The following is a 23,183-nucleotide window of genomic DNA, read 5'->3' as shown; positions in this document are numbered from 1 at the left end:
ACCGATGAGCTGGATGCCGAACGGCGAATGCAGCCCTTCGATGTAGACGTGCTGGGTCCACGCATCGGTACCCGGCGTGCGGCGCAGCAGGGTGACCCGGTTGCCGCCCTTGCCGGCCTTGCCCGAGCGCGCCTTCACTTTGCCGGCAATCCACTGCTTGGGCGTGGTGACCGGTTCTTCACCGGGGCCGTTGCCTTCCACCACCAGCACGTCGCCGTTGGGCAGAGTGAGCAGGCGGCGCGGGTGCTGCAGGTTGGCGGCGATGCGCTCGATCTTCAGGCCTTCGGCCACGGTGGGCGACTGGCCTTCGGCCCAGCCCACACCCTTGGGCACCTGCATGGGCGGCATGAGGAAGTTGGCCGGCTTGGGCAGCGGCGGCTGCGCACCGGACTGGTCGGCCGGATGGTATTCGGCCTTGCCGGCGCAGGCGGCCAGCATCACCGCCAGCGAGAGCACGCCCAGCGTGGGCAGGATGCGATCAGCCATGACGACCTCCGTGCAGCACCGGCAGCTGCAGCGACAACAGGATGAAACCGATGGCGATCAGGCCCACGGTCAGCGCGGAAAGAATGGTGCCCGGCACGGCCACCGCATAAGCGTCGCGGCTGTGCACGAAGGCGTTCCAGATGGCCAGCACGATGGCGACCAGGTTCAGCAGGAAATCCACGCGGTCCACGCCGGTGGCCGTGCCATTGCGGCGCCACACCGCGAACAGATTGATTACCCGCGGAATGATGGCAATGAGCAGGCCGAAGGTGATGAGCCACGCTGCGGACTTGCCCCACATCACCTCGGCGGTGTTGAGGTAGAGGATGTCGAAGATGAGGGCGCCGACAAAGAAGCCGAACGGTATCGGATTGAGCAGGCTGAAAAGCGTGGTACCCGGGCCGCGATGGGCCTGGGCGACGGGGTTGACCATGGTCGTGCTCCGCAGGAGATGGGGGTACACCGCCGTAGTAACACACCCGGCCGGGAGACGACGCGATGATGGGCGGTGGCGGCTGCGGCAGGCTTGGACAGATGTGCCGACCAGCGGTCGGCTCCTACCGTAGATCCACGCCATGCGTGGATGGGGGATACCCGCCCTCCCCCTACTCGGCCTCGTCTTCGCGTATCTCATGGAAGGGCAGCATGGTCTCGAACCCAAACTCATGTTCCATGCTGACGCGGACCAGGCCACCGATAGCGAAGAAGCAGGTATTGGCGTGCACGTCGATCCCTCTCGGGTTCCACTCGGCCATCAGGCCCAGCGTCTGCGCACGCGGCATCCTGGCCTTCTCCTCCTGCAGCAGCGCGCGGCGGTGCCGCTTCATCAGCAGACGCAGCTGCTTCACGGTGGCGATGTTGAAGGCGGCGAGCACTGGCGGCAGCTCGGCGATGTCCGCGTCGGTCCAGTAGTCATGGCGACGGTGGTACATCGACAGCACCACCTTGCGGATGGTGTCCACGGTGAGCGAGGCCTGATCGGCACGGGCGCGGGCGTTGAGACGTTTCATCCGACTTCCTCCGAGGCATGGGGGGCTGCTCGCATGTGCCGACCATCGGTCGGCACCCACCTGGATGACCGCGACCGGCGGCCCTCAGTAGATCCACGCCATGCGTGGATGGGCGGCGCCAGCCAATCGTGGCATCACCGATCAGACCGGCAGCAGCCTGTCGTCTTCACTGCGTTCGAAGACGGTCCCCGTCGGCGCGTCCACCACTGTCAGGACGGCACGATCGTAGTTGGCGATGGTGTTCACGTTGTACACCCCAGAGTTTCCCGGTTCGTCCAGGTAATCCTCGGTCTCGTCGCCGGCAAGAAAGCGCCAGCCACTGTCCACGTCGTGGTCGGGCTCCTCGCGATAGCAGTAACCCACCGGCAGGCCATCAACGGTGATGCGATCGGTGGCGATGCATGCGCCATAGCCCTCCAGCAACGGGCTGATCTGCTCGGCGGTGAGACGGAATTGTTTCGGCTTCATGGTGCCTCCTCAGTGGACGCATGATGGCATGGGAGAGGTATGCCGAGCCCGGAGGGATGTGCCGACCACACCAGAGCGGCCTCAGGCCAACGCAGCCAGCGCTTCCACCAGCGCGTCCATCTGCTGCGGTCGGGTGAACACCGAGGGCGTGACCCGCACGCAGGCGCCCGATTCCAGCCCATCGCGGTACGTGGTGAACACGCGGTGATCATCCAGCAGCCGCTTCTGCAGCGCCATGTTGTCGGCCACGCTGGTGCGTCCGCGCAGGCGGAAGCTGGCCAGTGCGCTGGCCAATGCAGGGTCCGGCGAGGACAGCACTTCCAGGTGCGCCATCTGCCGCGCGGGCACCGTCCAGCGCTCGCGCAGGTAGCGCAGGCGCGCCTGCTTGTTGGCCGAGCCGATGCGCTGGTGCAGGGCAATGGCTTCGGGCAACGCCAGGTACGCGGCGAAATTGACCGTGCCGGTATGCACGCGGCTGCCCAGGCGCCCGTCGTCGGTCTCGCCCATGTACGGGTCGAGGTCGGCTACGCGGCCCTTGCGCACGTACATCGCGCCCACGCCTACCGGTGCGCCGATCCACTTGTGCAGGTTGATGCCCACGAAATCGGCCTTCAGGTCCGGCACCGCGAAGGCGATCTGGCCGAAGCCATGGGCGGCATCGACGATCACATCGATACCGCGCGCACGCGCACGTTCGGCAATCTCGGCCACCGGCAGGACCAGGCCGTGGCGGTGGCTGACCTGGGTCAGCAGCACCAGCTTCAGCTTCGGCAGCCGCGCGAAGGCGGCATCGTAGGCCTGCAGGATCTGCGCGCGGTCGGGCACCGCCGGCAGGGCGATGCGCTCCACCTGCACGCCGCGCCGCTGCTGCAGCCAGCGCATCGCGCCGATCATGCTGTCGTAGTCCACGTCGGCGTACAGCACCTGGTCGCCCGGCGAGAGGCGGTTGTAGCCGCCGATCAGGGCCAGCATCGCCTCGGTGGCACCGCGGGTCAGCGCGATCTCGTCGGCGCCCACGCCCAGCATGTCGGCCACCTGGCGGTGCACGGCCATGTACTCGGTGGGGAACGTGTGGCGCCCGTACCAGGCGTTGCCACGGTTCACCTCGGCGGTGTGCCGCTGGTAGCTGGCCAGGGTTTCGCGGCCCATCGCGCCCCAGTAGCCGTTTTCCAGGTGGTTCACTTCATCGGTGATGTCGAAGTGGCTGGCCACGGCGGCCCAGTAGCCTTCATCACGGGCCAGCACGTCCGGCGCCGCGGTCGTTGCAGGAATCTCCATGGCCGCAGGGTAGCGTGCAGCGGCCATGGCAGGCAGTGAAGACAGCGCTGCGGCGGCCGGCAGCAGGGTGCCGGCGCGCAGCAGGTTACGACGGCGGCTGTCCATCAGAAGGTCAGCCGGTACTGCGCGTACACGTTGGCACCGTCGGTGTCGTAGGGTGCGTTGCGCGAGTAGATCAGGCCGCGGCTGGCCTGGAAGGTCGCCTCGTCTGGGTAGCGGTCGAACACGTTGTCCACGCCCATGCGCAGGCTGTGGTGCTCGTTGATGCGATAGCCGGCGGCAAGGTCGAGGAAGGTCATGTCACCGAAACGCTGGTAGATATCGCCGGTCGCATTGCCGGTCGAATCGGTCCACGCGCCGTAGTAGCGCACGCGCGCCATCAGCGACCACGCCCCCACATCCCACGTACCGGTGAAGCTGCCCTTGTGCTCCGGCAGGCGGTCTTCGAACAGCACGCGCTGGGTCTCGTTGGTGGCCACCGAGGTGCTGCCGTTGTCCACCCGGGTGCGGTTGAAGTTGTAGGCCAGGGTCAGCGTCATGCGGCCGGTGCCGAGGTCGCGCAGGTAGTTGCCGACCACGTCGACGCCGCTTGTGGTGGTGTCGAAATCGTTGGTGAAGTAGTTGACCGAGGTGTAGCCCAGCGGATTGGGCGTGCCGGCCGGAATGGCGAAGCTGGCCGACTGGCTGAAGCGGTCGCTGAGCTTGATGCGGTACACATCCACCGAACCGGACAGGCCCATGTCGGTGCGCCAGGTCAGGCCCAGCGAGGCAGTGCGCGATTCTTCCGGAGTGAGCGGTTTGGCGCCGAGCAGCTGCGCCAGCGGATCATTCGGCGACAGGCGGCCGCTGGTGAAGATCTGCAGAGTGCGCGTGTCCAGGCCCTGAGTGGTGCTGGTGGTGTTCAACTGCGCCGGGGTCGGCGCACGGAAGCCGGTGGAGAACGTACCGCGCAGGGCCACGTCCGGGGTGATCGCAAAGCGCGCCGACAACTTGCCGTCGACGGTATTGCCGAAGCTGGAGAAGTCTTCATAGCGGCCGGCAGCACCGATGCTCCAGCGCTCGCCCAGCGGCACTTCCATATCGACATAGGCGGCGTGGCTGCGCTGGTCCCACGTACCGGCCTGGGTATCGGAGAAGCCCGGTGCGCCGTTGGCATTGGCTTCCAGGCCCGCCGCTGCGCCGGGTCCAACCGCATACGAAGCCGGATCGCCGGCACGCACTTCATAGGTTTCCTGGCGGAACTCGGCACCGAAGGCGACGTTGACCGGCTTGGCCAGCGCGGCCACGTCCCACTCGTAGTTGAAATCGACGTTGGCGTTCTTCTCGGTCTGGGTCAGGCGGCCGAGGTCGAACGAGGTCGGGCTGTCCGGACCCAGCGAGGCATTGATCGCGTTGTCCAGGCTGTAATCGATGGCGTTGCGGCCGTACGACGCGCTGACATCCCAGCGCAGCTTGGGAGTAATCTCGCCGCGCAGGCCGCCTACAAGCTGCAGGTCGTTCTGCACGTTGCCGTACTGCGGGCTGAAGCCCACCGGATAGATCGAACGCAGGTCCCAGCCGGGGAAGATGCTGGTGGTGCGGTAAGCGCCGGTGGTGGTGTCCGGGTTGCGCCAGTTGAAATCGCTGACGCCATCGCTGTGGCTGTACAGGCCGAAGGCATAGACCTCCAGCGTATCGCTGGCATTGGCCTTCAGGTTGAAGCCCACGCGGCGGCTTTCCAGTTCCGGCTGGCCCCAGCGCTGCACGGGGTTGGGCACCTCCAGATCCGGGTGCGCGGCCTGGAAGGCGATGGCATCCGGACGCTGGCGGGTGCGCGAGGTGGCATCGGAATTCGACGATTCGGCGAACAGCGCCAGGCTGCCGTAGTCGCCCAGCGCCCAGCCGGTGCGGGCGCTGAAATCACGCGAAGCACCGTCGCCCTGCGCGTACTGCGAGTAGCCTGCGGTGATTTCGGTGCCGGGGCTGTCTTCAAGAATGATGTTGATGACGCCGGCGATGGCGTCCGAACCGTACTGCGCCGACGCACCATCGCGCAGCACTTCGATGCGCTTGATGGCACTGGTCGGAATCTGCGCGAGGTCGGCGGCCTGTGCGCCGCGGTTGCCCAGCAGCGCGCTGCGGTGGAAACGGCGGCCATTGACCAGTACCAGCGTCTGGTCCGGCGACAGGCCACGCAGGGTGGCCGGACGTACGAACACCTGGCCATCGGCCATCGGCAGGCGCTGCACCACGAACGACGGCACCAGCTGCGCCAGCACGTCCTTCAGGTCGGTGGAATCGACGGATTTGATGTCTTCCTTGGTGAACACATCCACCGGCGCCAGCGTTTCGAACTGGGTGCGGTTGGAGGCGCGGGTGCCGGTGACCAGCATGGCGTCCAGCTGGGTCGGCGCGGCATGGGTGCCGCCATCAGGGGTGTCTGCCGTACTGGCATCTGCTGCGATCGCGCCTCCTGCGCTGACCATGGAAAGGGCGAGGAGGATGGAACGCGACAACAACGAGCTCTGCACGACGGTACTCCGGGACTGCACGACAGGGTCAGGCGCGCCTGTACAGGCGGCCTGGACAAGTCGCGCAGTCTCGGCGCGATGTGTGAAGCGGGCATGACGTGAAGACGACAGTTTTCGCGACCCAACCTGCCCGGTGACGCCCGGAAATCGCGTATGCCGCAAGAACTGCTAAACGCTGCCCGCAGTGATCCGCTACGCTCCCAGGCATGCAACCGGGGGGCGTAATGAGCGCGGCAAGCCAGGCACTGTGGTACATCGAGACGCACGCCGCGCTGCCGCTGGCGTTGGCCGATATCGCAGCGGCTGCCGGCGTTTCGCCGTTCCATCTGTCTCGCCTTTTCCAGGCACGCACCGGCACCTCGGTCGTACGCTACCTGCGCGGGCGGCGCCTGACCGCCGCGGCCCGGCAACTGGTCGCCGGTGCGACGGACATCCTGCCGGTCGCCTTGGAAGCCGGCTATTCGACCCATGCGGCATTCACCCGCGCGTTCTGCGAGCAGTTCGGGCAGACCCCCGAGCGGGTGCGCGACAACGGCATAGAAGGCCTGCCACTGGTACGCGCCCTGCGGCTGGACGATGCGCCCTCACCCTGCACCGAAGCACCACGCCTGCTGGACGCGCCTGCGCTGGATCTGGCAGGCATCGGCCAACGCCATGGGCGCGAGGGCAGCGGGGCCATCCCCAGCCAGTGGGCGCAACTGAACCGCGCGTGGCGATCGCCGGTACCGGTCAGTTTCGGCGTGTGCTGCAACCACGATGATGACGGCGGCTTCGACTACGTGGCCGCGCTTCCGGCCAGCACGCTGCCGTCCGTACCCGCGGGCTGGCAGCGCATGAGGGTGCCGGCGCAGCAGTACCTGGTGGCGTGGCACGGCGGGCACATCTCAGCCATCCGCTCTACGTGGTTCTGGCTGCTGGACACCTATCTGCCCTCGGTCGGGCTGGATCTGGCCAACGGCCCCGAACTGGAGCGCTACGACGCGCGCTTCGATGAGCACAGCGGCCATGGCGGCATGGAGATCTGGCTGCCGGTCACCGAACGATCCCACTGAAAGGACACTGGCAATGCAGATGAAGGGAATGCTGTTGGCGCTGTTGTGCAGCGTGTTCTCGCCGGCCGCGCTGGCGCAGGAATGGAAGGCGGGTGAACAGCACGGTACGACCGCGCTGCCCAGTGCAGGGGTGCGTGATGCGCAGCAGCGCGATACGCTGCGCTTCACGGTGTGGTACCCGGCACCTGCATCCAGCAACGAGACACCGCTGACCATTGGCGCGCCGGATGCCCCGTTGTTTGACGTGGGCAGATCGGCCATCGGCGCGCCCATCGCGGGTGATCGGCTGCCTACGCTGCTGCTGTCGCATGGCAACGGCGGCAGCGCGCGGATGATGGGATGGCTGGGCACGGCACTGGCACGCGCAGGCTATCTGGTGATTGCGGTGGACCACCCCGGCAACAACGGTGTCGACGAGTTGACGCTGGCCGGCAGCCTGCTGACCTGGTTGCGCGCTGACGATCTGCAGGCTGCGTTGGCGGCAGTGCAGGCGGATCCTCGCCTGGGCCAGCATGTGGACGCGCAGCGTCTGGGCGTGGTCGGCTTCTCGGCCGGGGGGTACACCGCCCTGCTTGCCGCCGGTGCCCGCCCCGAACTGCAGCGCCTGCTGGATTTCTGCACAGGCCATCCCGACGACGGCGTGTGCCGACCGCAGCAGGAAGCCACGACGCATACGCTGCAGGCGCGGCTGCAAGCGGCAGCATCCCCGCAGCTGCAGCCGTACACGACGGCAGCTGATCAGTCGCGCGCGATCCATGGAATTCGCGCCGTCTATCTGCTGGCGCCGGCCATTGTGCAGGCTTTCGCGCCTGCACAGCTGCAGGCGCTGCAGATACCCGTCGCCGTCGTGCTCGGCAATGACGATGTGGTGGCCCCGGCGGCAACGAACGGCGAGGTGGTTGCGGCACAGGTCCACGGCGCGACGCTGCAGCGCCTGGCGGGTGTGGGTCACTATGATTTCCTGGCCCGCTGCACGCCATTGGGCGAGCAGCGGATGGGGGCATTGTGCAGCAGCCCGGTATCGCGCGCGCGCACCCACCGCGAAGTGCGGGACGGTGCCATCACATTCTTCGCCCGAGCATTGCAGTAATCGAGCTTGCTCGACTGAGCGGCGTGCGGAAACGCGCGCCAACCCAGGTTTGACACCTACCGAAGGGGAGCAGTGCTGTGCAGTAGAATCCGGGCATCGCGCACGCAAGGAGACCGCATCATGCGCCTGCTGCATCTCATCCTGCCGGTGTCCGATGTAGGTACCGTCGCTGCCTGGTTCCACGAGTCGAGCAAGCGCGACTCTACGCCATGAGCCCACCGGGTGCAGGATCAGACCCGTCCGCCTTCAGGCTAGACTAGCCCGCTTCCCGCCTGGCCCCACCTTCACATGCGCACTTTCCTGCTGGTCGTCGGCCTGCTGCTCGCTCCGTTCTCCACTGCGCTGGCCGCCAGCGTGCAGGTCCGCGAAGGCGACCTGTTGTTCGTCACCGCCGGGCACAGCGGACTCAGTGCGGCCATCGACGATGCCACCGCCACGCAGGGCGCGACCAGCTTCGACCACGTGGCCCTGGTGGCTGCCGGTACGCACGGCTGGCAGGTGCTGCATGCCGATGAGAAGGGCTCACGGCAGCAGACCCTGCTCGACTTCCAGCGCGACGCGCGTGCCAAGCAGCGGCAGATCGTCGTTTACCGGCTGCGTGCGGCGCCGGCCGGTGCCATCACCGATGCGGTCGCCAAAGCACGCACGATGCTGGGCAAGCCGTACAACACGTCCTACGTGCTGAGCGAGGACAGCTACTACTGTTCGGATTTCATCGAGCGTGCCTTCCGCGCGCACCGCGTGTTCGCGCTGCAGCCGATGAATTTCCGCAACCCGCAGACGGGGGAGATCGCCCAGCACTGGGTGGATCTGTACCGGGGCATGGGCATGGACGTGCCACAGGGCCTGCCTGGCACCAATCCCAATGACATGGCCGCCAGCGCGGTGCTCGAACGCGTCGGTACGCTGTAACAGCGAAGCCCCGCGCGCGGCGGGGCTTCAATGTTCAGACCTGGCGGGAGCCGGGGTCATTCTTCTTCGTCTTGGCTGCCCTGCTGCTGGTTGCGCTTCTGCTGGTCCTGCTTCTGCTGATCCTGCTGCTGTTGCTGCTGCTGGTCACGACCCTGCTGCTGATCCTGCTGGTTCTGCTGACCCTTCTGGTTCTGCTGGTTCTGCTGTGCCATGTCCGTATCTCCGAAGCCACGCGCGGAATGCGGTGGACGGGGCCATCCTCTGCAGCCGAAGGTTAACCACGCGTTGCAACGCAGCTAGGCTGGCGTGCACGGGTGGCGAAACCGGCCCTCATCCCCTTGCGGCACAAGCCCCTGAAGGATTCATGCGATATCTGCATATGCTCATGCCGGCACCGCAGTGTCCGTATTCAGCAGCTCCCGTTGCCGTCACGCGCGCATGACGGCCTACACCCAAGGTCCCATTTGCCGCCGCGCGCCGCACCGTTATGGTCAGGCGGACACCCGCCGGAGACGCACATGGCCCCGCAGAACGCAGAACGCCCGCTTTACGATGAAGCCCGCGACCGCTTCGATATCGCGCACTGGCAGAGCCGCTTCCAGGGCCGTCTGGACAAGGGCATCAACGCCTGTGTGGAATGTTGCGACCGCTATTGCGGCAACGACCGACTGGCCCTGCGCTGGATCGACGCGCAGGGCGGGCTCCATCTGTACAGCTTCGATGACCTGCGCGATGCCGCCGCGCGCGTCGCGCAGGTGCTGCGTGCGGCCGGCGTCGGCCCGGGCGATGTGGTGGCGGGCCTGCTGCCGCGCACCCCGGATCTGCTGGCCACCATCCTCGGTACCTGGCGCCTGGGCGCGGTCTACCAGCCGCTGTTCACCGCGTTCGGCCCGAAGGCCATCGAAAGCCGCCTGAAGACCGGCCACACCCGGCTGGTGGTGACCGACAGCGTCCACCGCAGCAAACTGGACGAACTCGATGCCTGCCCGCCGGTGGCCACCGTGCTGGCGCCAGGCCACGTACTGCGCGACGGTGACATCGACTGGCGCGCAGCCACTGCTGCGGCCGCACCGACGCTGGAGCCGGTGCTGCTGCCGGGCGATGCGCTGATGGCCCTGCTGTCGACCTCCGGCACCACCGGCAGCCCCAAGGGCGTGCCCGTGCCGCTGCGCGCGATGATGGCCTTTGCCAGTTACATGGAACTGGCCGTGGACCTGCGCGCCGACGATGTGTTCTGGAACATCGCCGACCCCGGCTGGGCCTATGGCCTGTACTACGCGGTGATCGGCCCACTGCTGCTCGGGCACACCACCACCTTCAGCGAAGCCGGTTTCAGCGTGCAGGGCCTGAACGCCATCATCGCCCAGCTCGGCGTCACCAACCTGGCCGGCTCGCCCACCGCCTACCGGCAGATCATCGCCGCCGGGCCAGCGGCCAGCGCCGGCATCAAGGGCCAGCTGCGCGTGGTCAGCAGCGCCGGTGAGCCCTTGAACCCGGAGATCGCCCGTTGGTTTGCCGAACATCTGCAGACCCTTGTGCTGGACCACTACGGGCAGACCGAAACCGGCATGGTGGTGAACAACCACCACGCCCTCGCCCACAGCGTGCGGCCGGGGTCATCAGGCTTCGCGATGCCGGGCTACCGCGTCGCAGTGCTGGACGAACAGGGCCGCGAGCTGCCACCGCGCACGCCCGGTATCCTCGCAGTGGACCTGAAGCAGTCCCCGATCATGTGGTTCAGCGGTTACTACCAGGCGTCCACGCCGGCCATCGCCGATGGCTATTACCGCACCGGTGATTCGGTGGAGTGCGAGGACGACGGCTCGATCAGTTTCATCGGCCGCTCTGACGACCTGATTACCTCCTCCGGCTATCGCATCGGCCCGTTTGATGTGGAGAGCGCACTGATGGAGCATCCGTCCGTGGCCGAGGTGGCGGTGATCGGCGTGCCGGATCCGGACCGGACGGAGATCGTCAAAGCGTTCGTGATCCTGCGCGATGGGTTCGAAGGCAGCGACGCGCTGGCGCACGAACTGCAGCAGCACGTGCGCCATCGCCTGTCCGCACATGCGTACCCGCGCCAGGTGGAATTCGTGGCACAGGTGCCGAAGACGCCCAGTGGCAAGGTGCAACGATTCCTTCTGCGCAAGGCAGAGATCGAGAAGCAGGCTACGGGCTGATGTAGAGCCGAGCCTATGCTCGGCTGGCCGTTGCAGGCAGCCGAGCGTGGGCTCGGCTCTGCAACCCCACAGGCGCTACGGCATCACCGGCGGCACGTAGGTCAGGGTCATGCCCAGCAGCCACAGCAGGCCCAGCACCAGCGGGATATGCACCAGCAGCTGGATGAAGGTGAAGCCGACGATGTCCCGGGCCTTCAGGCCGAGTACGCCCAGCAGCGGCAGCATCCAGAACGGGTTGATCAGGTTCGGCAGCGCTTCAGCGGCGTTGTAGACCTGCACTGCCCAGCCCAGGTGCGCCTTCAGTTCGTTGGCCGCCTGCATGACGTACGGCGCTTCGATGATCCACTTGCCGCCACCGGACGGCACGAAGAAGCCCAGCACCGCCGAGTAGATGCCCATCACCAGGGCGAAGGTATCGGTGCTGGCCACGTGCACGAACAGGCTGGACAGGCGGTGCGCCAGGGTCTGCCCATCACCACCGGCCGCGTGGGTGAGGATCATCGCGATGCCGCCGTACAGCGGGAACTGGATCAGCACGCCCGTGGTGCTGGGCACCGCCTTGGCCACCGCGTTGAGGAAGCTGCGCGGGCGCCAGTGCAGTAGCAGGCCCAGCGAAATGAACAGGAAGTTGTAAGTGTTGAGGTTGGCAATGGCGGTAACTATGGGCTTGTTGGCGAACTCGTTGAACAGCCAGCCGAAGGCCAGGAGCGAGAGCAGCACGGTCAGCAGCGGGCTGTATTCCAGCCATTCACCCGGGCGCGTGCGCTGCTGCAGCGGCTCGGGCTCGGCCTGTGCGGCACCGGGGAAATCCTCGGCGGTGCGCGCACTGACTGCGGCCGGTGCGGTCAGCCACGCAATCAGCAGCGAGACCAGGATCAGCACGGCGGTCAGCGCGATCGACTGCCACAGGAAGATGGTTTCGGTGAACGGCAGCACGCCGGTGATTTCCACCAGGCCGGGCGGCATGCTGGCCGGGTTGGCCTGCAGCTGTGCGGCCGACGAGCTCAGGCCCATCGCCCAGACTGCCCCCAGGCCCAGGTAAGCAGACGCACCGGCAGCGCGGTAATCCATGCGCAGTTCGGCGCGGCGGGCGAGCGCGCGTACCAGCAGGCCACCGAAAACCAGCGAGAAGCCCCAGCTGAGCAGCGAAGCCAGCATGCTGACGAGGCCGACGTAGACCACGGCGCCGCGACCGGTGCGCGGCACCCGCGCGAGGAAATCGATGAAACGCGCCACCACCGGCGCGGTAGCCAGCGCATAGCCACCGATGACCACGAAGGCCATCTGCATGGTGAAGGGGATCAGGCTCCAGAAGCCGTCGCCGAACGCACTGGCCGTGGCCTGCGGGGTCGAGCCGAAGCCCATCGCCGCCAGCGCGACGATGATCACGCCCAGCACCGCGAACACGTACGCATCGGGGAACCACTTTTCCGCCCAGGCGGCCGAGCGCAGCGCTGCGCGCGCCATCCAGCCGTCCTGTACTGCTGCCGTTGCTGACGAGGCCATCGCCTACCCTCCCAGGTTCGATGGACCGATTCTGGGCGGTGGGGTGCGGGCTGTCAGCCACCTATTGGTCGTAGGGGGGCTGGAAGTCCGGCGCCATGCGCCGCCGCCCGAGCATGGGCTCGGGCGCTACGGATATCCGGTTCCGGGGTTGGCCCCTGTAGAGCCGAGCCCACGCTCGGCTGCGATTCTCAGCGCAGCGCCAGATCCACCGCGATGCCGGCAAACAGCGCCGCACCCACCCAGTTGTTGTGCAGGAAGGCCTTGAAGCACGGGCCGCGCTCGCGGTTGCGGCAGATCCAGAATTCGTACACCACCAGCACTGCAGCAACTGCCACGCCGGCCAGGTAATACCCGCCCAGCCCGCCGCGCACGCCCACCAGGGCCATCGTGGCCAGGAACAGCGCATACAGCACACCCTGGATGACCAGGTCCAGCTCACCGAACAGTATGGCCGTGGAGTGCGAGCCCATCTTCAGGTCGTCCTCGCGGTCGACCATGGCGTACCAGGTGTCATAGGCGGTGGACCACAGGATGTTGCCCGCGTACAGCAGCCAGCCCAGCATGGGCACCTCGCCCTGCACGGCGGCAAAAGCCATCGGGATGCCCCAGCCGAAGGACAGGCCCAGGTAGACCTGCGGCAGGTGGGTGTAGCGCTTCAGGTAGGGATAGCTGGCCGCCAGAAACACGCCGATGAAGCTCAGGCCGATGGTCAGCCAGTTCAGGGTCAGCACCAGGCCGAACGCCACCAGCATCAGCACCGCGAACAGCGCCAGCGCCGCGCGGCCGCTGATCGCGCCGGTGGCCAGCGGGCGCGCCTTGGTGCGCTCCACGTGCGGGTCCAGCCAGCGGTCGGCGTAATCGTTGATGACGCAGCCTGCCGAGCGGGTCAACCAGACGCCCGCGGTGAACACGAACAGGGTCCACAGTGGCGGCAGGCCGCCGGCAGCGAGCCACAGCGCCCACCAGGTGGGCCACAGCAGCAGCAGCGTGCCGATCGGGCGATCAGCACGCATCAGGGTCCAGTAGAGACGCCAGCGCGGCGTCGGCGCCGGATGCGGCGCGGAAAGAGGGGTGTCAGCCATGGCGATAGGATACTCCTGCGCTGGAGGGAGAGCAGTGCAGTCCGGGCAGTTCAGGTGCGTGTAGTAATATTGCGACCCTTGCCTGGGCCCATCCGGCCGGGTCGGTCTCCCCCAAAGGCTTCGCTGGCTGCAAAAGGAATTCAGATGAAGATCGCCGTCGTCGGCACCGGCTATGTCGGCCTCTCCAATGCCGTTCTGTTTGCGCAGAACCATGAGGTGGTCGCGCTCGACATCGACGCAGACCGCGTCCAACTCATCAACTCCCGCAAAGCGCCGATCGAGGATCGCGAGATTGAGGAGTATCTGGCGCAGCGGACTCTGAATCTGCGGGCGACGCTTGATCCCAAGGACGCCTACGCTGGCGCCGCATTCGTGATCATCGCCACGCCCACGGACTACGATCCGCAGACCAACTATTTCAATACCGGGTCGGTGGAGTCCGTTGTCCGCACTGTCGTGGCAATCAACCCCGACGCCGTGATGATCATCAAGTCCACCATCCCGGTAGGCTGCACGGACGAGCTTCGCAAGCGCTTCGGCACCAACAACATCATTTTTTCCCCGGAGTTCCTGCGCGAAGGCAAAGCGCTGTACGACAACCTGCACCCCAGCCGCATCATCGTGGGTGAACGCTCGGAGCGTGCGAAAGCATTTGCCGACCTGCTGCAGGAAGGTGCGGTGAGACAGGACGTGCCCACGCTGTTTACCGATTCCACCGAGGCCGAGGCGATCAAGCTCTTCGCCAACACCTACCTCGCCATGCGCGTCGCCTATTTCAACGAGCTGGACACGTACGCTGCGTCGCACGGACTGGACACGCGCCAGATCATCGATGGCGTGAGCCTGGATCCGCGCATCGGCAGCCATTACAACAACCCTTCGTTCGGCTATGGCGGCTACTGCCTGCCAAAGGATACGAAGCAGTTGCTGGCCAACTACAGCAATGTGCCGCAGAACCTGATCCACGCCATCGTGGAAGCCAACCGCACCCGCAAGGATTTCATTGCCGATGAAGTGATCCGGCGCTCGCCCAAGGTAGTTGGCATCTATCGCCTGGTGATGAAATCCGGCTCGGACAACTTCCGGGCATCTGCGATCCAGGGTGTGATGAAGCGCATCAAGGCCAAGGGCATCGAGGTCGTCGTCCACGAGCCCGTGCTGCAGGAACCACACTTCTACAACTCGCGGGTCATCAATGATCTGGAGCGCTTCAAGGCCGAGTGTGACGTGATCCTGGCCAATCGCCTGTCACCGGAAATTTCCGACGTGTCCGCGAAGGTCTATACCCGGGATCTGTTCGGAAACGACTGACTTCGGGGCATTGGACAGTGAAGCGCCCCGCCCCGGCAGGCCATTGATCCGCCTGACAGGGCAGATTTTTGCCGCGGAGTCCGTTAGAATCCCCTGCCACCACCGGGCAATCCGGTTGTGGCAGAACAACGCGCCCGTAGCTCAGCCGGATAGAGTAGTGGCTTCCGAAGCCATTGGTCGGGGGTTCGAATCCCTCCGGGCGCGCCATCTTCCCCCTGTCACCGCCTTACAGCGCGGTTGAGCAGTAGCTGTCAGCCCCCCCTTCCCGTCTCATTCAACCGCGCCCGTTCATCCGGGGCGCCCGAACACCGCTGCATGCCACCACGCCTGCCGTCCACTGAACCAGTCGGCAAAGCGCCGCTCGTCAAATACCCGCAGTTGCCGCATGTCCACCCCATAGCGGTGGAACAACGCCAGCAGCTCCCTCAGCGCTTCCTCATCAACACGGTGGCGCGCCACCTGGATGTGGATGATCCGCCCCTTCCCTGCCACATCCACCACGCAGGGCAGCTGCTGCAGCCACGCGAAGAAGCTCGCCTCATCCTGTCTTGAGTGGAACACCACGCTGTCGGCGTGGAGTTCCACCATGTTCTCTTCTTCCGTCGGCCCTCTGTTTCCTGTATTTCAGGGTGCTGCAGCAACCCCATACAATGCCCGCACCCCAGCATCCTTCTCCACCAGATGCATGTGGAACAGCTGCGTCGCATCCCGCGACCAGCTCCCCTCCAGCCTCCGCCACGACCCCGCATCCACCCTCGGCAGCTTCCGCTCCAGGTAGTAGATCCGGCTGCCATCGCCCGAAAAGTACCCGCCCAGCAGCCGCCAGCGCGCGCGATCCACGCCGGGCAACGGCTTGCCATCGCAGTAGACGTTGCTGTCATCGAAGGCGTACAGCGGCTCCTGCGGCACGCCCTGCAGCAGGTCACCACGCAGGCAGTGCTTCATCCGCCGGCCGCAGTACCAGCCCCCCTCGTCATCTGCACCATAGCCGCCGCCGAGATCACGGAACGTCGTGCAATCCGACCCGGGCAGCGCCTTCAGCGAAGTCTCGTACTCGAAGTAGACGGCGTGGTCATCCAGCCAGTACGCGCCGCACTGGCGGAAGCTGTCGCGATCAATGGCAGGCAGCCGCGTCCACGCGTGGTAGACCGCGTGTGCATCGCGGCCGATGAAGTGGTGCGCCGGCATGAACTCGAAACTGGCCGCGTCGGCCTTGCGCAGCAACCGCCCCTGGTGGAAGACCTGACCTTCGTGGATGCGCCAGTACTCGATGCCATACGGACCGATGAAACGCTGATCCGGCAGGTCAATGATCTTCTGCCATGGCATGGGTTGGGGCTCCGCCGGTGGGGTGGGCCGTAGTGTAATGGAGGCGACAAGGACAGCAGCCGAGCGTGGGCTCGGCTCTACAGGGGATCCGCCAGCAACGCCGGGCATGGCCCGGCGTTGCGTTGAAAGCAGTCGAGCATGGCTCGACTCTACAAAAGCCGGTCAGTACTTGCCGTCGAAGGCGAAGATCGGCTTGCGCTGCTTCCACGCGCCCGCGGTGAAATCCGGGAATTCCAGCGTCTGGAAGCCGTTGGCAATCGACTGCTCGCTCAACGGCGTGATCGCGCTCCAGGTCACCGCGTCGTAGATGTCGATCGGCATCGGTGCCTTGGCCTTCAGCGCCTCAACGAAGGCATGGATGACGAACCAGTCCATGCCGCCATGGCCGGCGCTGGCGGCGGTGTCGGCGTTCTGCTTCCACAGCGGGTGTTCGTACTGGTCCTGGTAGGTCTTGAACGCTTCCCACTGGTGCGGTGGGCTGCGGCCTTCGATGTGGATCGACTGGTTCACGTCCATCCACAGGCCCTTGGTGCCCTGCACGCGGAAGCCCATCGAGTACGGCCGCGGCAGCGAGGTGTCGTGCTGCAGCAGGATGGTCTCGCCGTTCTCGCAGGCCAGGGTAGTGGTGACGATGTCGCCCAGCTTGAACTTCACCTTGGTGCTGGGGTGGGTGGTGCCGCCACTCTTGGCCACGGTGTAGTCGTGCAGGCCGCGTGCCTTGGTCGCGAAGGCGTTGATGTGGGTGAAGCGGTTGCCACGGTTGATGCCGGTGTACATCGCGCACGGGCCGATGCCGTGGCTGGGGTACAGCTCGCCGTTGCGCTGCACCGAGTGCTCGGTGCGCCAGCGCGCTTCGCTCCAGCCCTTGGGACCGAATTCCACGCCGCTGTCGTAGGGCTGGTTGGGGTCACCGGAATTGAACTTCACCCCACGCAGGTCGTGCTGGTAACCAGCCTGCAGGTGTACCAGCTCGCCGAACAGGCCCTGGCGCACCATCTGCAGCGCAGCCATCACGTCGCGGCGGTAACAGACATTCTCCAGCAGCATGTACGGCGTGCCGGTGCTCAGCTGGGTCTTCAGCACGTCCCAGTGGTCCTGCAAAGTGATGCCCGCCACCACTTCGCAGCCCACGGCCACGCCGGCCTGCATGGCGGCAATCGCCATCGGCGCGTGGTACTCCCACGGGGTAGCGATGATCACGCCATCGATGCCCTTCTGTTCCAGCAGGCGCTTCCAGGTGTTGCTGTCACGGTCCTGGCCGTAGGTGTTCGGTGCGGGCTTGCCGGCCTTGGCCACCATGTCCATGGCACGGCCGAGCATGATCGGTTCGATGTCGCACAGGGCGGCCACCTCCACATCGTCGCGGCGCACCAGCTCCTTCAGCAGCACCAGGCCGCGCATGCCGGTACCAATCAGGGCCAGGCGCACCTTCCGTCCACGTGCCCATGCCGGGGTCTGCGGCAGCAGGCTGCTGGCGGCGACAGCGGCACTGGCCGCGATGAATTCCCTACGCTTCATGGCAAACATCTCTCCTCTTGGCAGCGAGCCGGCCGCAGCCGGCCCGCGGGTCACGCAAACGGAATTACTTGAACCGGTAGCCGACGGTCACACTGTAGCCGCGGCCGAAGATGGTGGCGTAATCACTGGAATCGCCCAGGAAGCTGTTGGGATCGTAGAACGGCAGGCGATCAAACAGGTTCTTGACCGTGAAGCTGAGGTTCCAGGCATCATCCGGGCGCCAGGTGACACTCAGGTTGGCCGTCCACCACGACGGTGCGCCATCGCACTTGCTGGCCTCCAGGGCCAGGAAGCCGGCGGTGCAGGTCTCCTTGTTGTTGTCCACTTCGTCCACGCGGTCGTAGGCCCACCTGGTGCCGCCCACGTAGTTGACGAACATGCTGGTGGTCACCTGCTTGTAGGTCCAGTCAGCATTCAGCGTGGCACGCAGGCGCGGGTTGTTGTAGTAACCCACCACGTCGCCGTAGTACCAGCCGCTCTCATCATCCAGGTAGTAGCGGTTGCGGTTGGCGATGGTGGCGGCCAGGCCGATGTTCAGCCCACCCCACTCGCCCAGCGAGAACCGGCTGCGGGCATCCACGTCGAAGCCGTCGATGAGGGTCTTGCCGCGGTTCTTGTACTGGCCCACCACGCTGGCCACGTTGCCGACGCTGTAGCTGGGCAGCACGCCCGGGCAGGCCACGCCGCTGGCCGGGTCGGCACACATCGCCGCCAGCTGGGCCAGGTTGGCACGGTCAGCGTCGGTGATCGGCGAGCGCGAGGACGAGATGATGTCGGTCTCGCGGCTGAAATCCGGGGCCACGATTTCGTTGTTGCGGTAGATGAACCAGTAATCCGCCGACACCGACAACCAGCTGGCCGGCTCGTAGACGAAGCCCAGCGTGGCGATCTTCGCCTTTTCCGGCTTCAGGTCCTGGTTGGGCTGGGTCATGCGGGCCACGGTACGGCTGCAGTCGGCATTGAGCAGGCCCTTGCCCAGATCCACGTCACCGGCACGCTGCGATTTCAGCAGCAGGTTGGCGATGGCGTTGGTCTCGGCGCAGCGCACTTCATCGCGGTAACCACCCAGCTGGGCGAACACACCGCCGCTGCCCGACTCGGCCAGGCTGGGCGCGCGGAAGCCGGTGGAGTAGGTACCGCGCAGCATCAGCTGGTCGAAGGCCTGGTACTTGAAGCCGATCTTCGGCGCGACGTTGGCGCTGAAGTTCGGGTACTTGTCCACGCGCAGCGCCGCATCCAGTTCCAGCTTGTCGGTGATCGGCGCCACCGTCTCTGCAAACAGCGCATAGGTGTTGCGGGCACCGTCGAACCACGAACCACCCTGCTGGGTGATCAGGCCGGCGGCTGCATCGGCGTTGCCGGGGGTATAGAAGGTTTCGCGGCTGGCGTTGAAGCCGAAGGCCGCGCGCATCTCGCCGGCGGGCAGCTGGAACAGCGGGCCTTCGATCTTGCCGTCCAGGGTGTGCAGGCGGGTCCAGGACTGGATGTCGAAGGTGGGGAAGGCCTCGCGGATCAGCGCGGCGTTGGCCTCGCTGATCTCGCCGAACTTATACGCCGGGTGGTCGGAAATGATGACCCGGCCGGTGCCCGGGTCCACCGAGTACGGACCGAAGGCCTTCTCGAAGCCCTTCAGGTTGACGTTGATGGTCTGGTAGGTGGTGGAGTGCGTACCAGCGCTGGCGAACGCGGTTTCCCAGTTCCAGTCACCGACATTGCCACGCGCACCGGCCAGCACCCGGTAGCTCTTGTCGGTGTTGCGCTGGCCGAAGTAGTTGGCGCCGGCATCCTGCAGCAGGTACTGCAGGCCGACCACCCCGCCCATCATCGCCTTCAGTTCGGGGCTGGCGTGGTTGTACTCGTTGTTCGGGCCCAGGAACGGGTACAGGAACTGGTTGACGGTGTTGCCGGTGTTGCGCGAGAACCAGCTGGTCGGGTTGCCGGTGGTGGTGCCGTAGGTGCGCGGCGTGCCGCCGTTGGCACGCAGGTCGATGTCGGTGTAGGTCGCCTCGGCGAAGATCTCGGTGCTGTCGCCCACCAGGAAGGTGCCGTTGAGGTAGGCGGTATTGCGCTCGGACTTGGCGCCGGCATCGATTTCGTTGTTCATCCAGGTTTCCCAGACGCAACGCGGACCGGCCGCTTCACTGGTCAGCACGTTCCTGCAGCCCGGTGCAGCTTCCTGCACACGGCGGCCGGTCACCGGATCGAAGGCGAAGTAGCTGCCCGGGTTGAACTCGCCCGGCTTGCTGCCCACGCCCAGGCGCAGGTTGTTGAGATAATTCGGGTTGTTGACGTAGTACTGGTCCGGGCGCTTGTCGTAGAAATCGCTCAGCGGAATCGCATCGCGGCGGTACATGTTCACCGCGCCGTAGATGTTGAAGCGGTTTTCGGTCAGGTCACCGAAACCAGCGGTAATGCTGGCCTGGCGCTCGCCGTAGGAATCGATGCGCGAGGAGGTGTCGTTGGTGAAGTTGATCTCCGCGCCCTGGAAGTTGCGCTTGGTGATCACGTTGATGACGCCGGCCACCGCGTCGGTGCCGTACACCGCCGACGCGCCATCGGTCAGCACTTCCATGCGCTCGATGGCCGCGGCCGGGATCGCATCGATGTTGACGAACTGGGTCTGGAAACCGGCCGGTGCGCCGTAGTAGGACAGGCGACGGCCGTTCAGCAGCACCAGCGTGCCCTGCGCGCCCAGGCCGCGCAGATTGGCCTGCGAAGCACCATCGGAACCGGTGAACAGCGAACGCGAATCCTGCTGCGCCGGGCGTGCGGCGGGCAGGTTGTCGAGCACCTGAAGCAGCGTGCGCGCCCCCATGTTCTGGATGTCCTGCTTGCTGATCACCTGCACCGGCGAGGCGGTCTCTACGTCGGTGCGGCGGATGTTGGAGCCGGTGACTTCGATGCGGGCCAGGTCCGTGGCGGCGTCTTTGCTGTCCTGGGCGGCAGCAGGCAGGGCGATGGACAGCAGCACGCCGGCAATGGCCAGCGACAACGGGGCGAGCGAACGACAGGGCGGACGAGCATGGCGGGCGGGCAACATCGGGGTTCTCTCCTGGCAGCGGTGCGCGGCGGGTGGGCGGCGCGAAAGCGATTGGCGGGCAAAACGCTCCCGGGCCACGGCTCGGAAGCCGTAGTCGGAATGGGCGGGGGAGGAGCGGTGTTACGTGGGGGTCATGGGGCGACGATGCTGGCCGAGTCGCCCTCCTGGCCGATCAGCACGGCGTTGGCCCAGTTCGCACAGACCTGGGTGGGTTGGCTGCCCTGCGCACCCAGCGTGCGCAGGCTCAGGGTGGAAAGACCACGGATATCCAGTTCCGGCTTGACCACGCCGGGCGCCTTCACCAGGCCGCTGTCATACAGCAGGTGGTTGTCACCCCAGACCTGGAACTGCAGGCCACCGGCATTGCGGCAGGCGTCGTCGATGCCCAGGTCGGCACGCAGCAGGTGCCAGCCCCCCTGCAGGCGCAGGTCAATGCGGCTGTTGGCACCCACGCCCAGGCCACGGCGGAACTGCAGGCCGTTCATGCGCATGCCGGCGTCGCCACGGAAGGCGTGGTCGGCGCGCACCTGCTGGGCCAGCGCGGCCGGCACCGGCAGTTCCGAGAGAAAGCGCTGCTGGGCCGGCCGTTCTGGTGTCGGGTGTTCAAGAATGTGGAACGTGGACAGGGCGATCGGGCCCACATCACGCGGCTGCAGGGCATCGAAGGCGCGGGCGCTGCCCTGTGCAGCGGTGACCATCGGATCGGTGCTGCTGGCGCCGTCGCCTTCCGGGTTCTGCACGCTCAGCACGCGGAAGCGCAGCAGGCGGCCGGCGTGGGCGGGGAAGTCGATGCGCTGCACGCCCTCCTTCAGCTGCAGCCGGCCACGGGCAATCGGCTCACCCCACTCGCCATTGCTGTCGCCCAGGTAGACCTCGTAATCGCGTACCTGGCCGTGCTTCCAGTTCTTGTCATTGCGCGGTGCGATGTCGATGCCATCGATCATCTTCCGCTCACCGAACCCGATCACCCACTCATGCGCACCAGTGCGCACGGCCTGGTTGCGCACGCTGCGGAACCAGGTACCCGGGTCATCATCGAAGGCATTTTCCAGTGCATGGCCGGGTTCTTCGGCCGGGCGGTTGACCACCAGCAGGCTGTCGGCCGGCAGTTCGCGGCCGAGTACAGGTGCCGCCGGATAGGCATCGTCGGCAGCGGCGGCGGCAACCGCGAAGTCCAGCTGCAGCTGCAGCGGCTGGCGGATGTCCTGGCTGGCGGTACGCACATGCAGGGTGCCTCGGCGTTCGGCGGCATCGAAGTACCAGCCTTCAGCCGCAGCGTTGAACGCAGCGGCATCGGCCAGCGCCGGCAGCGCGCGGCCAGCGGCCTGCACCGCACGCGGCGCCTGCCGGCTGAGCACGCGCAGGCCGTAGCGGCGCTGCGCCAGCTGGCCGTTGTAGCTGCCCTGCACCGCGTCGATCTGCACCTGCACCGGGCCACTGCCCTGCGCCGGGGCCTGCACGCGTACCTGCTGCGTGCTCGACTCGCCCTGCTGGTAGCGGCGCGTGGTGCCGTCGTCTTCGTACAGCGTGTACTGCGATTCACCCTGCGGGTACAGGTCGAAGGTCACTTCATCGAGCGGCTTTTCGCCGTCGAACAGCATGGACGGGTACATCGGCAGGATGGCACCGGCACGCACGAACACCGGCAGCGTGGCCAGGTTCACCTGGCGGTCGAGCTGGCGGCCGTCGGCACCGGCCTGCACGCGGCGGCCGTCCCAGTAATCGATCCAGCCGCCGGCCGGCAGGTGGATGCCGCGGCGCCAGCCACGGCTGGCGGCCTGGCTGCGGTATACCGGCGCTACCAGCAGGTCGCGGCCAAGCAGGAACTGGTACTTGTAGGTTTCATCCTGTGCGTGCGGATCGCGCGGGTTGTCCCACATCAGGCCACGCACCGGCGGCGCGCCGGTCTGTGCAGCCTCGTGCACCAGCCCGTACATGTACGGGGTCAGGCGCATCTTCAACTTCAGGTAATCGCGGTTGATGCTGCGATAGGGCTCGTCATACCACCACGGATGCTTGCGCGCGTTCGACGACCAGCCGCTCATGCCCATCAGCACCGGGGTGAACGCCTTCCACTGCAGGTCGCGGGTGAAAGTCTCGGCGCTGCCACCGAAGATCGCGTCGACGTCGCCGCTGGCGTAGGCCATGCCAGACAGGCCCGAACCGACCAAGGTCGGCACGTGCCAGCGAATGTAGTCCCAACTGCTGCTCTGGTCGCCGGTCCAGGCCACGGCGTAGCGCTGGATGCCGGCCCAGCCCATCACCGTCCACAGGAACGGGCGCGAATCGGAATTGTCGAGGATGCCGTTGAACGCCTGGCGGTTGGCGTCCATCGCGAACTGGTAGCCCTTGCCGGCGTATCCAGGAGGCGGTTCCCTCTCCCCGACTGGCCGCTTGCCATGAGCAATGGA

18 protein-coding genes, 1 tRNA gene and 1 pseudogene are annotated in these 23,183 nt (G+C 66.3%); 6 read left to right on the top strand and 14 right to left on the bottom strand.

All coding sequences use genetic code 11. The features are described from left to right. From ACQKDV_RS10225 to ACQKDV_RS10200, 6 genes and pseudogenes are all read right to left on the bottom strand, one after another. Positions 1-486: pseudogene (locus ACQKDV_RS10225) on the bottom strand (PQQ-dependent sugar dehydrogenase); the annotation flags it as partial. Next, entirely contained in the window at positions 479-919 is a 441-nt protein-coding gene (locus tag ACQKDV_RS10220; protein ID WP_427783644.1) for a DUF2231 domain-containing protein, read from the bottom strand. The pseudogene ACQKDV_RS10225 and the gene ACQKDV_RS10220, both read right to left, overlap by 8 nt. Positions 920-1,091: 172 nt before the next feature. Continuing rightward, positions 1,092-1,496 carry a hypothetical protein gene (locus tag ACQKDV_RS10215; protein ID WP_427783643.1) on the bottom strand — a complete coding sequence of 135 codons (405 nt, stop codon included), beginning with the start codon at positions 1,494-1,496 and terminating at the stop codon, positions 1,092-1,094. A gap of 141 nt (positions 1,497-1,637) precedes the next feature. Continuing rightward, positions 1,638-1,964 (bottom strand): DUF2185 domain-containing protein, encoded by a 327-nt coding sequence (locus ACQKDV_RS10210; RefSeq protein WP_427783642.1) that lies wholly within the window; start codon positions 1,962-1,964, stop codon positions 1,638-1,640. A gap of 81 nt (positions 1,965-2,045) precedes the next feature. Next, complete coding sequence (locus ACQKDV_RS10205) at positions 2,046-3,347, bottom strand: aminotransferase class V-fold PLP-dependent enzyme (RefSeq protein ID WP_427783641.1); 1,302 nt, start codon at positions 3,345-3,347, stop codon at positions 2,046-2,048. Further along, a complete protein-coding gene (locus tag ACQKDV_RS10200) occupies positions 3,347-5,752 on the bottom strand; it encodes a TonB-dependent receptor plug domain-containing protein (protein WP_427783640.1) in 2,406 nt (801 codons plus the stop codon). The genes ACQKDV_RS10205 and ACQKDV_RS10200 overlap by 1 nt, the downstream gene beginning before the upstream one ends. Positions 5,753-5,976: 224 nt before the next feature. On the opposite strand from ACQKDV_RS10200, the gene ACQKDV_RS10195 reads away from it, so the two are divergent. The 3 genes from ACQKDV_RS10195 (at position 5,977) to ACQKDV_RS10185 (ending at position 8,806) form a co-directional block, all read left to right on the top strand. Further along, positions 5,977-6,804, top strand: coding sequence for an AraC family transcriptional regulator (locus tag ACQKDV_RS10195; RefSeq protein WP_427783639.1), 828 nt, complete (start codon positions 5,977-5,979; stop codon positions 6,802-6,804). A 13-nt stretch (positions 6,805-6,817) separates the two neighbouring features. Continuing rightward, positions 6,818-7,894, top strand: a complete 1,077-nt coding sequence (locus tag ACQKDV_RS10190; protein ID WP_427783638.1) for an alpha/beta hydrolase family protein — start codon at positions 6,818-6,820, stop codon at positions 7,892-7,894. Between the two features lie 288 nt (positions 7,895-8,182). Continuing rightward, the gene (locus ACQKDV_RS10185; RefSeq protein ID WP_427783637.1) at positions 8,183-8,806 is read left to right on the top strand and encodes a YiiX/YebB-like N1pC/P60 family cysteine hydrolase; all 624 of its coding nucleotides are present in this window, start codon (positions 8,183-8,185) and stop codon (positions 8,804-8,806) included. A 56-nt stretch (positions 8,807-8,862) separates the two neighbouring features. On the opposite strand, the gene ACQKDV_RS10180 is transcribed toward ACQKDV_RS10185, so the two are convergent. Beyond that, positions 8,863-9,018 carry a hypothetical protein gene (locus ACQKDV_RS10180; protein WP_427783636.1) on the bottom strand — a complete coding sequence of 52 codons (156 nt, stop codon included), beginning with the start codon at positions 9,016-9,018 and terminating at the stop codon, positions 8,863-8,865. A 306-nt stretch (positions 9,019-9,324) separates the two neighbouring features. Between ACQKDV_RS10180 and ACQKDV_RS10175 the strand changes: the two genes are divergently transcribed. Next, positions 9,325-10,986: an AMP-binding protein gene (locus ACQKDV_RS10175; protein WP_427783635.1), complete on the top strand. Its 1,662-nt coding sequence runs from the start codon at positions 9,325-9,327 to the stop codon at positions 10,984-10,986. Between the two features lie 75 nt (positions 10,987-11,061). Here ACQKDV_RS10175 and ACQKDV_RS10170 read toward each other — a convergent pair whose 3' ends face one another. Beyond that, positions 11,062-12,453, bottom strand: a complete 1,392-nt coding sequence (locus ACQKDV_RS10170) for a short-chain fatty acid transporter (protein WP_427783634.1) — start codon at positions 12,451-12,453, stop codon at positions 11,062-11,064. Between the two features lie 227 nt (positions 12,454-12,680). Then, positions 12,681-13,574 (bottom strand): 4-hydroxybenzoate octaprenyltransferase, encoded by an 894-nt coding sequence (gene ubiA, locus ACQKDV_RS10165; RefSeq protein ID WP_427783633.1) that lies wholly within the window; start codon positions 13,572-13,574, stop codon positions 12,681-12,683. 144 nt (positions 13,575-13,718) lie between these two features. On the opposite strand from ubiA, the gene ACQKDV_RS10160 reads away from it, so the two are divergent. Both ACQKDV_RS10160 and ACQKDV_RS10155 read left to right on the top strand, forming a co-directional pair. After that, on the top strand, positions 13,719-14,885 hold the full coding sequence (locus ACQKDV_RS10160; RefSeq protein ID WP_427783632.1) for a nucleotide sugar dehydrogenase: 1,167 nt from the start codon (positions 13,719-13,721) through the stop codon (positions 14,883-14,885). Positions 14,886-15,015: 130 nt separating this feature from the next. Further along, positions 15,016-15,092 (top strand) — tRNA-Arg (locus ACQKDV_RS10155). Between the two features lie 81 nt (positions 15,093-15,173). Here ACQKDV_RS10155 and ACQKDV_RS10150 read toward each other — a convergent pair. From ACQKDV_RS10150 to ACQKDV_RS10130, 5 genes are all read right to left on the bottom strand, one after another. Then, complete coding sequence (locus ACQKDV_RS10150; RefSeq protein ID WP_427783631.1) at positions 15,174-15,473, bottom strand: hypothetical protein; 300 nt, start codon at positions 15,471-15,473, stop codon at positions 15,174-15,176. A gap of 36 nt (positions 15,474-15,509) precedes the next feature. Further along, positions 15,510-16,214, bottom strand: coding sequence for a DKNYY domain-containing protein (locus ACQKDV_RS10145; RefSeq protein WP_427783630.1), 705 nt, complete (start codon positions 16,212-16,214; stop codon positions 15,510-15,512). A 162-nt stretch (positions 16,215-16,376) separates the two neighbouring features. Further along, positions 16,377-17,732 carry a Gfo/Idh/MocA family protein gene (locus tag ACQKDV_RS10140; protein WP_427783629.1) on the bottom strand — a complete coding sequence of 452 codons (1,356 nt, stop codon included), beginning with the start codon at positions 17,730-17,732 and terminating at the stop codon, positions 16,377-16,379. Positions 17,733-17,796: 64 nt separating this feature from the next. Next, positions 17,797-20,772, bottom strand: coding sequence for a TonB-dependent receptor (locus ACQKDV_RS10135; protein WP_427783628.1), 2,976 nt, complete (start codon positions 20,770-20,772; stop codon positions 17,797-17,799). Between the two features lie 131 nt (positions 20,773-20,903). Beyond that, positions 20,904-23,183 (bottom strand): TIM-barrel domain-containing protein (locus ACQKDV_RS10130; protein WP_427783627.1); only part of this gene is annotated, 2,280 nt, incomplete at its 5' end.

Origin of the sequence: Stenotrophomonas sp. NPDC077659 (assembly GCF_050268705.1) — a bacterium.
Lineage (GTDB): Bacteria > Pseudomonadota > Gammaproteobacteria > Xanthomonadales > Xanthomonadaceae > Stenotrophomonas.
This window is presented reverse-complemented; position numbering and strand designations above follow the sequence as displayed.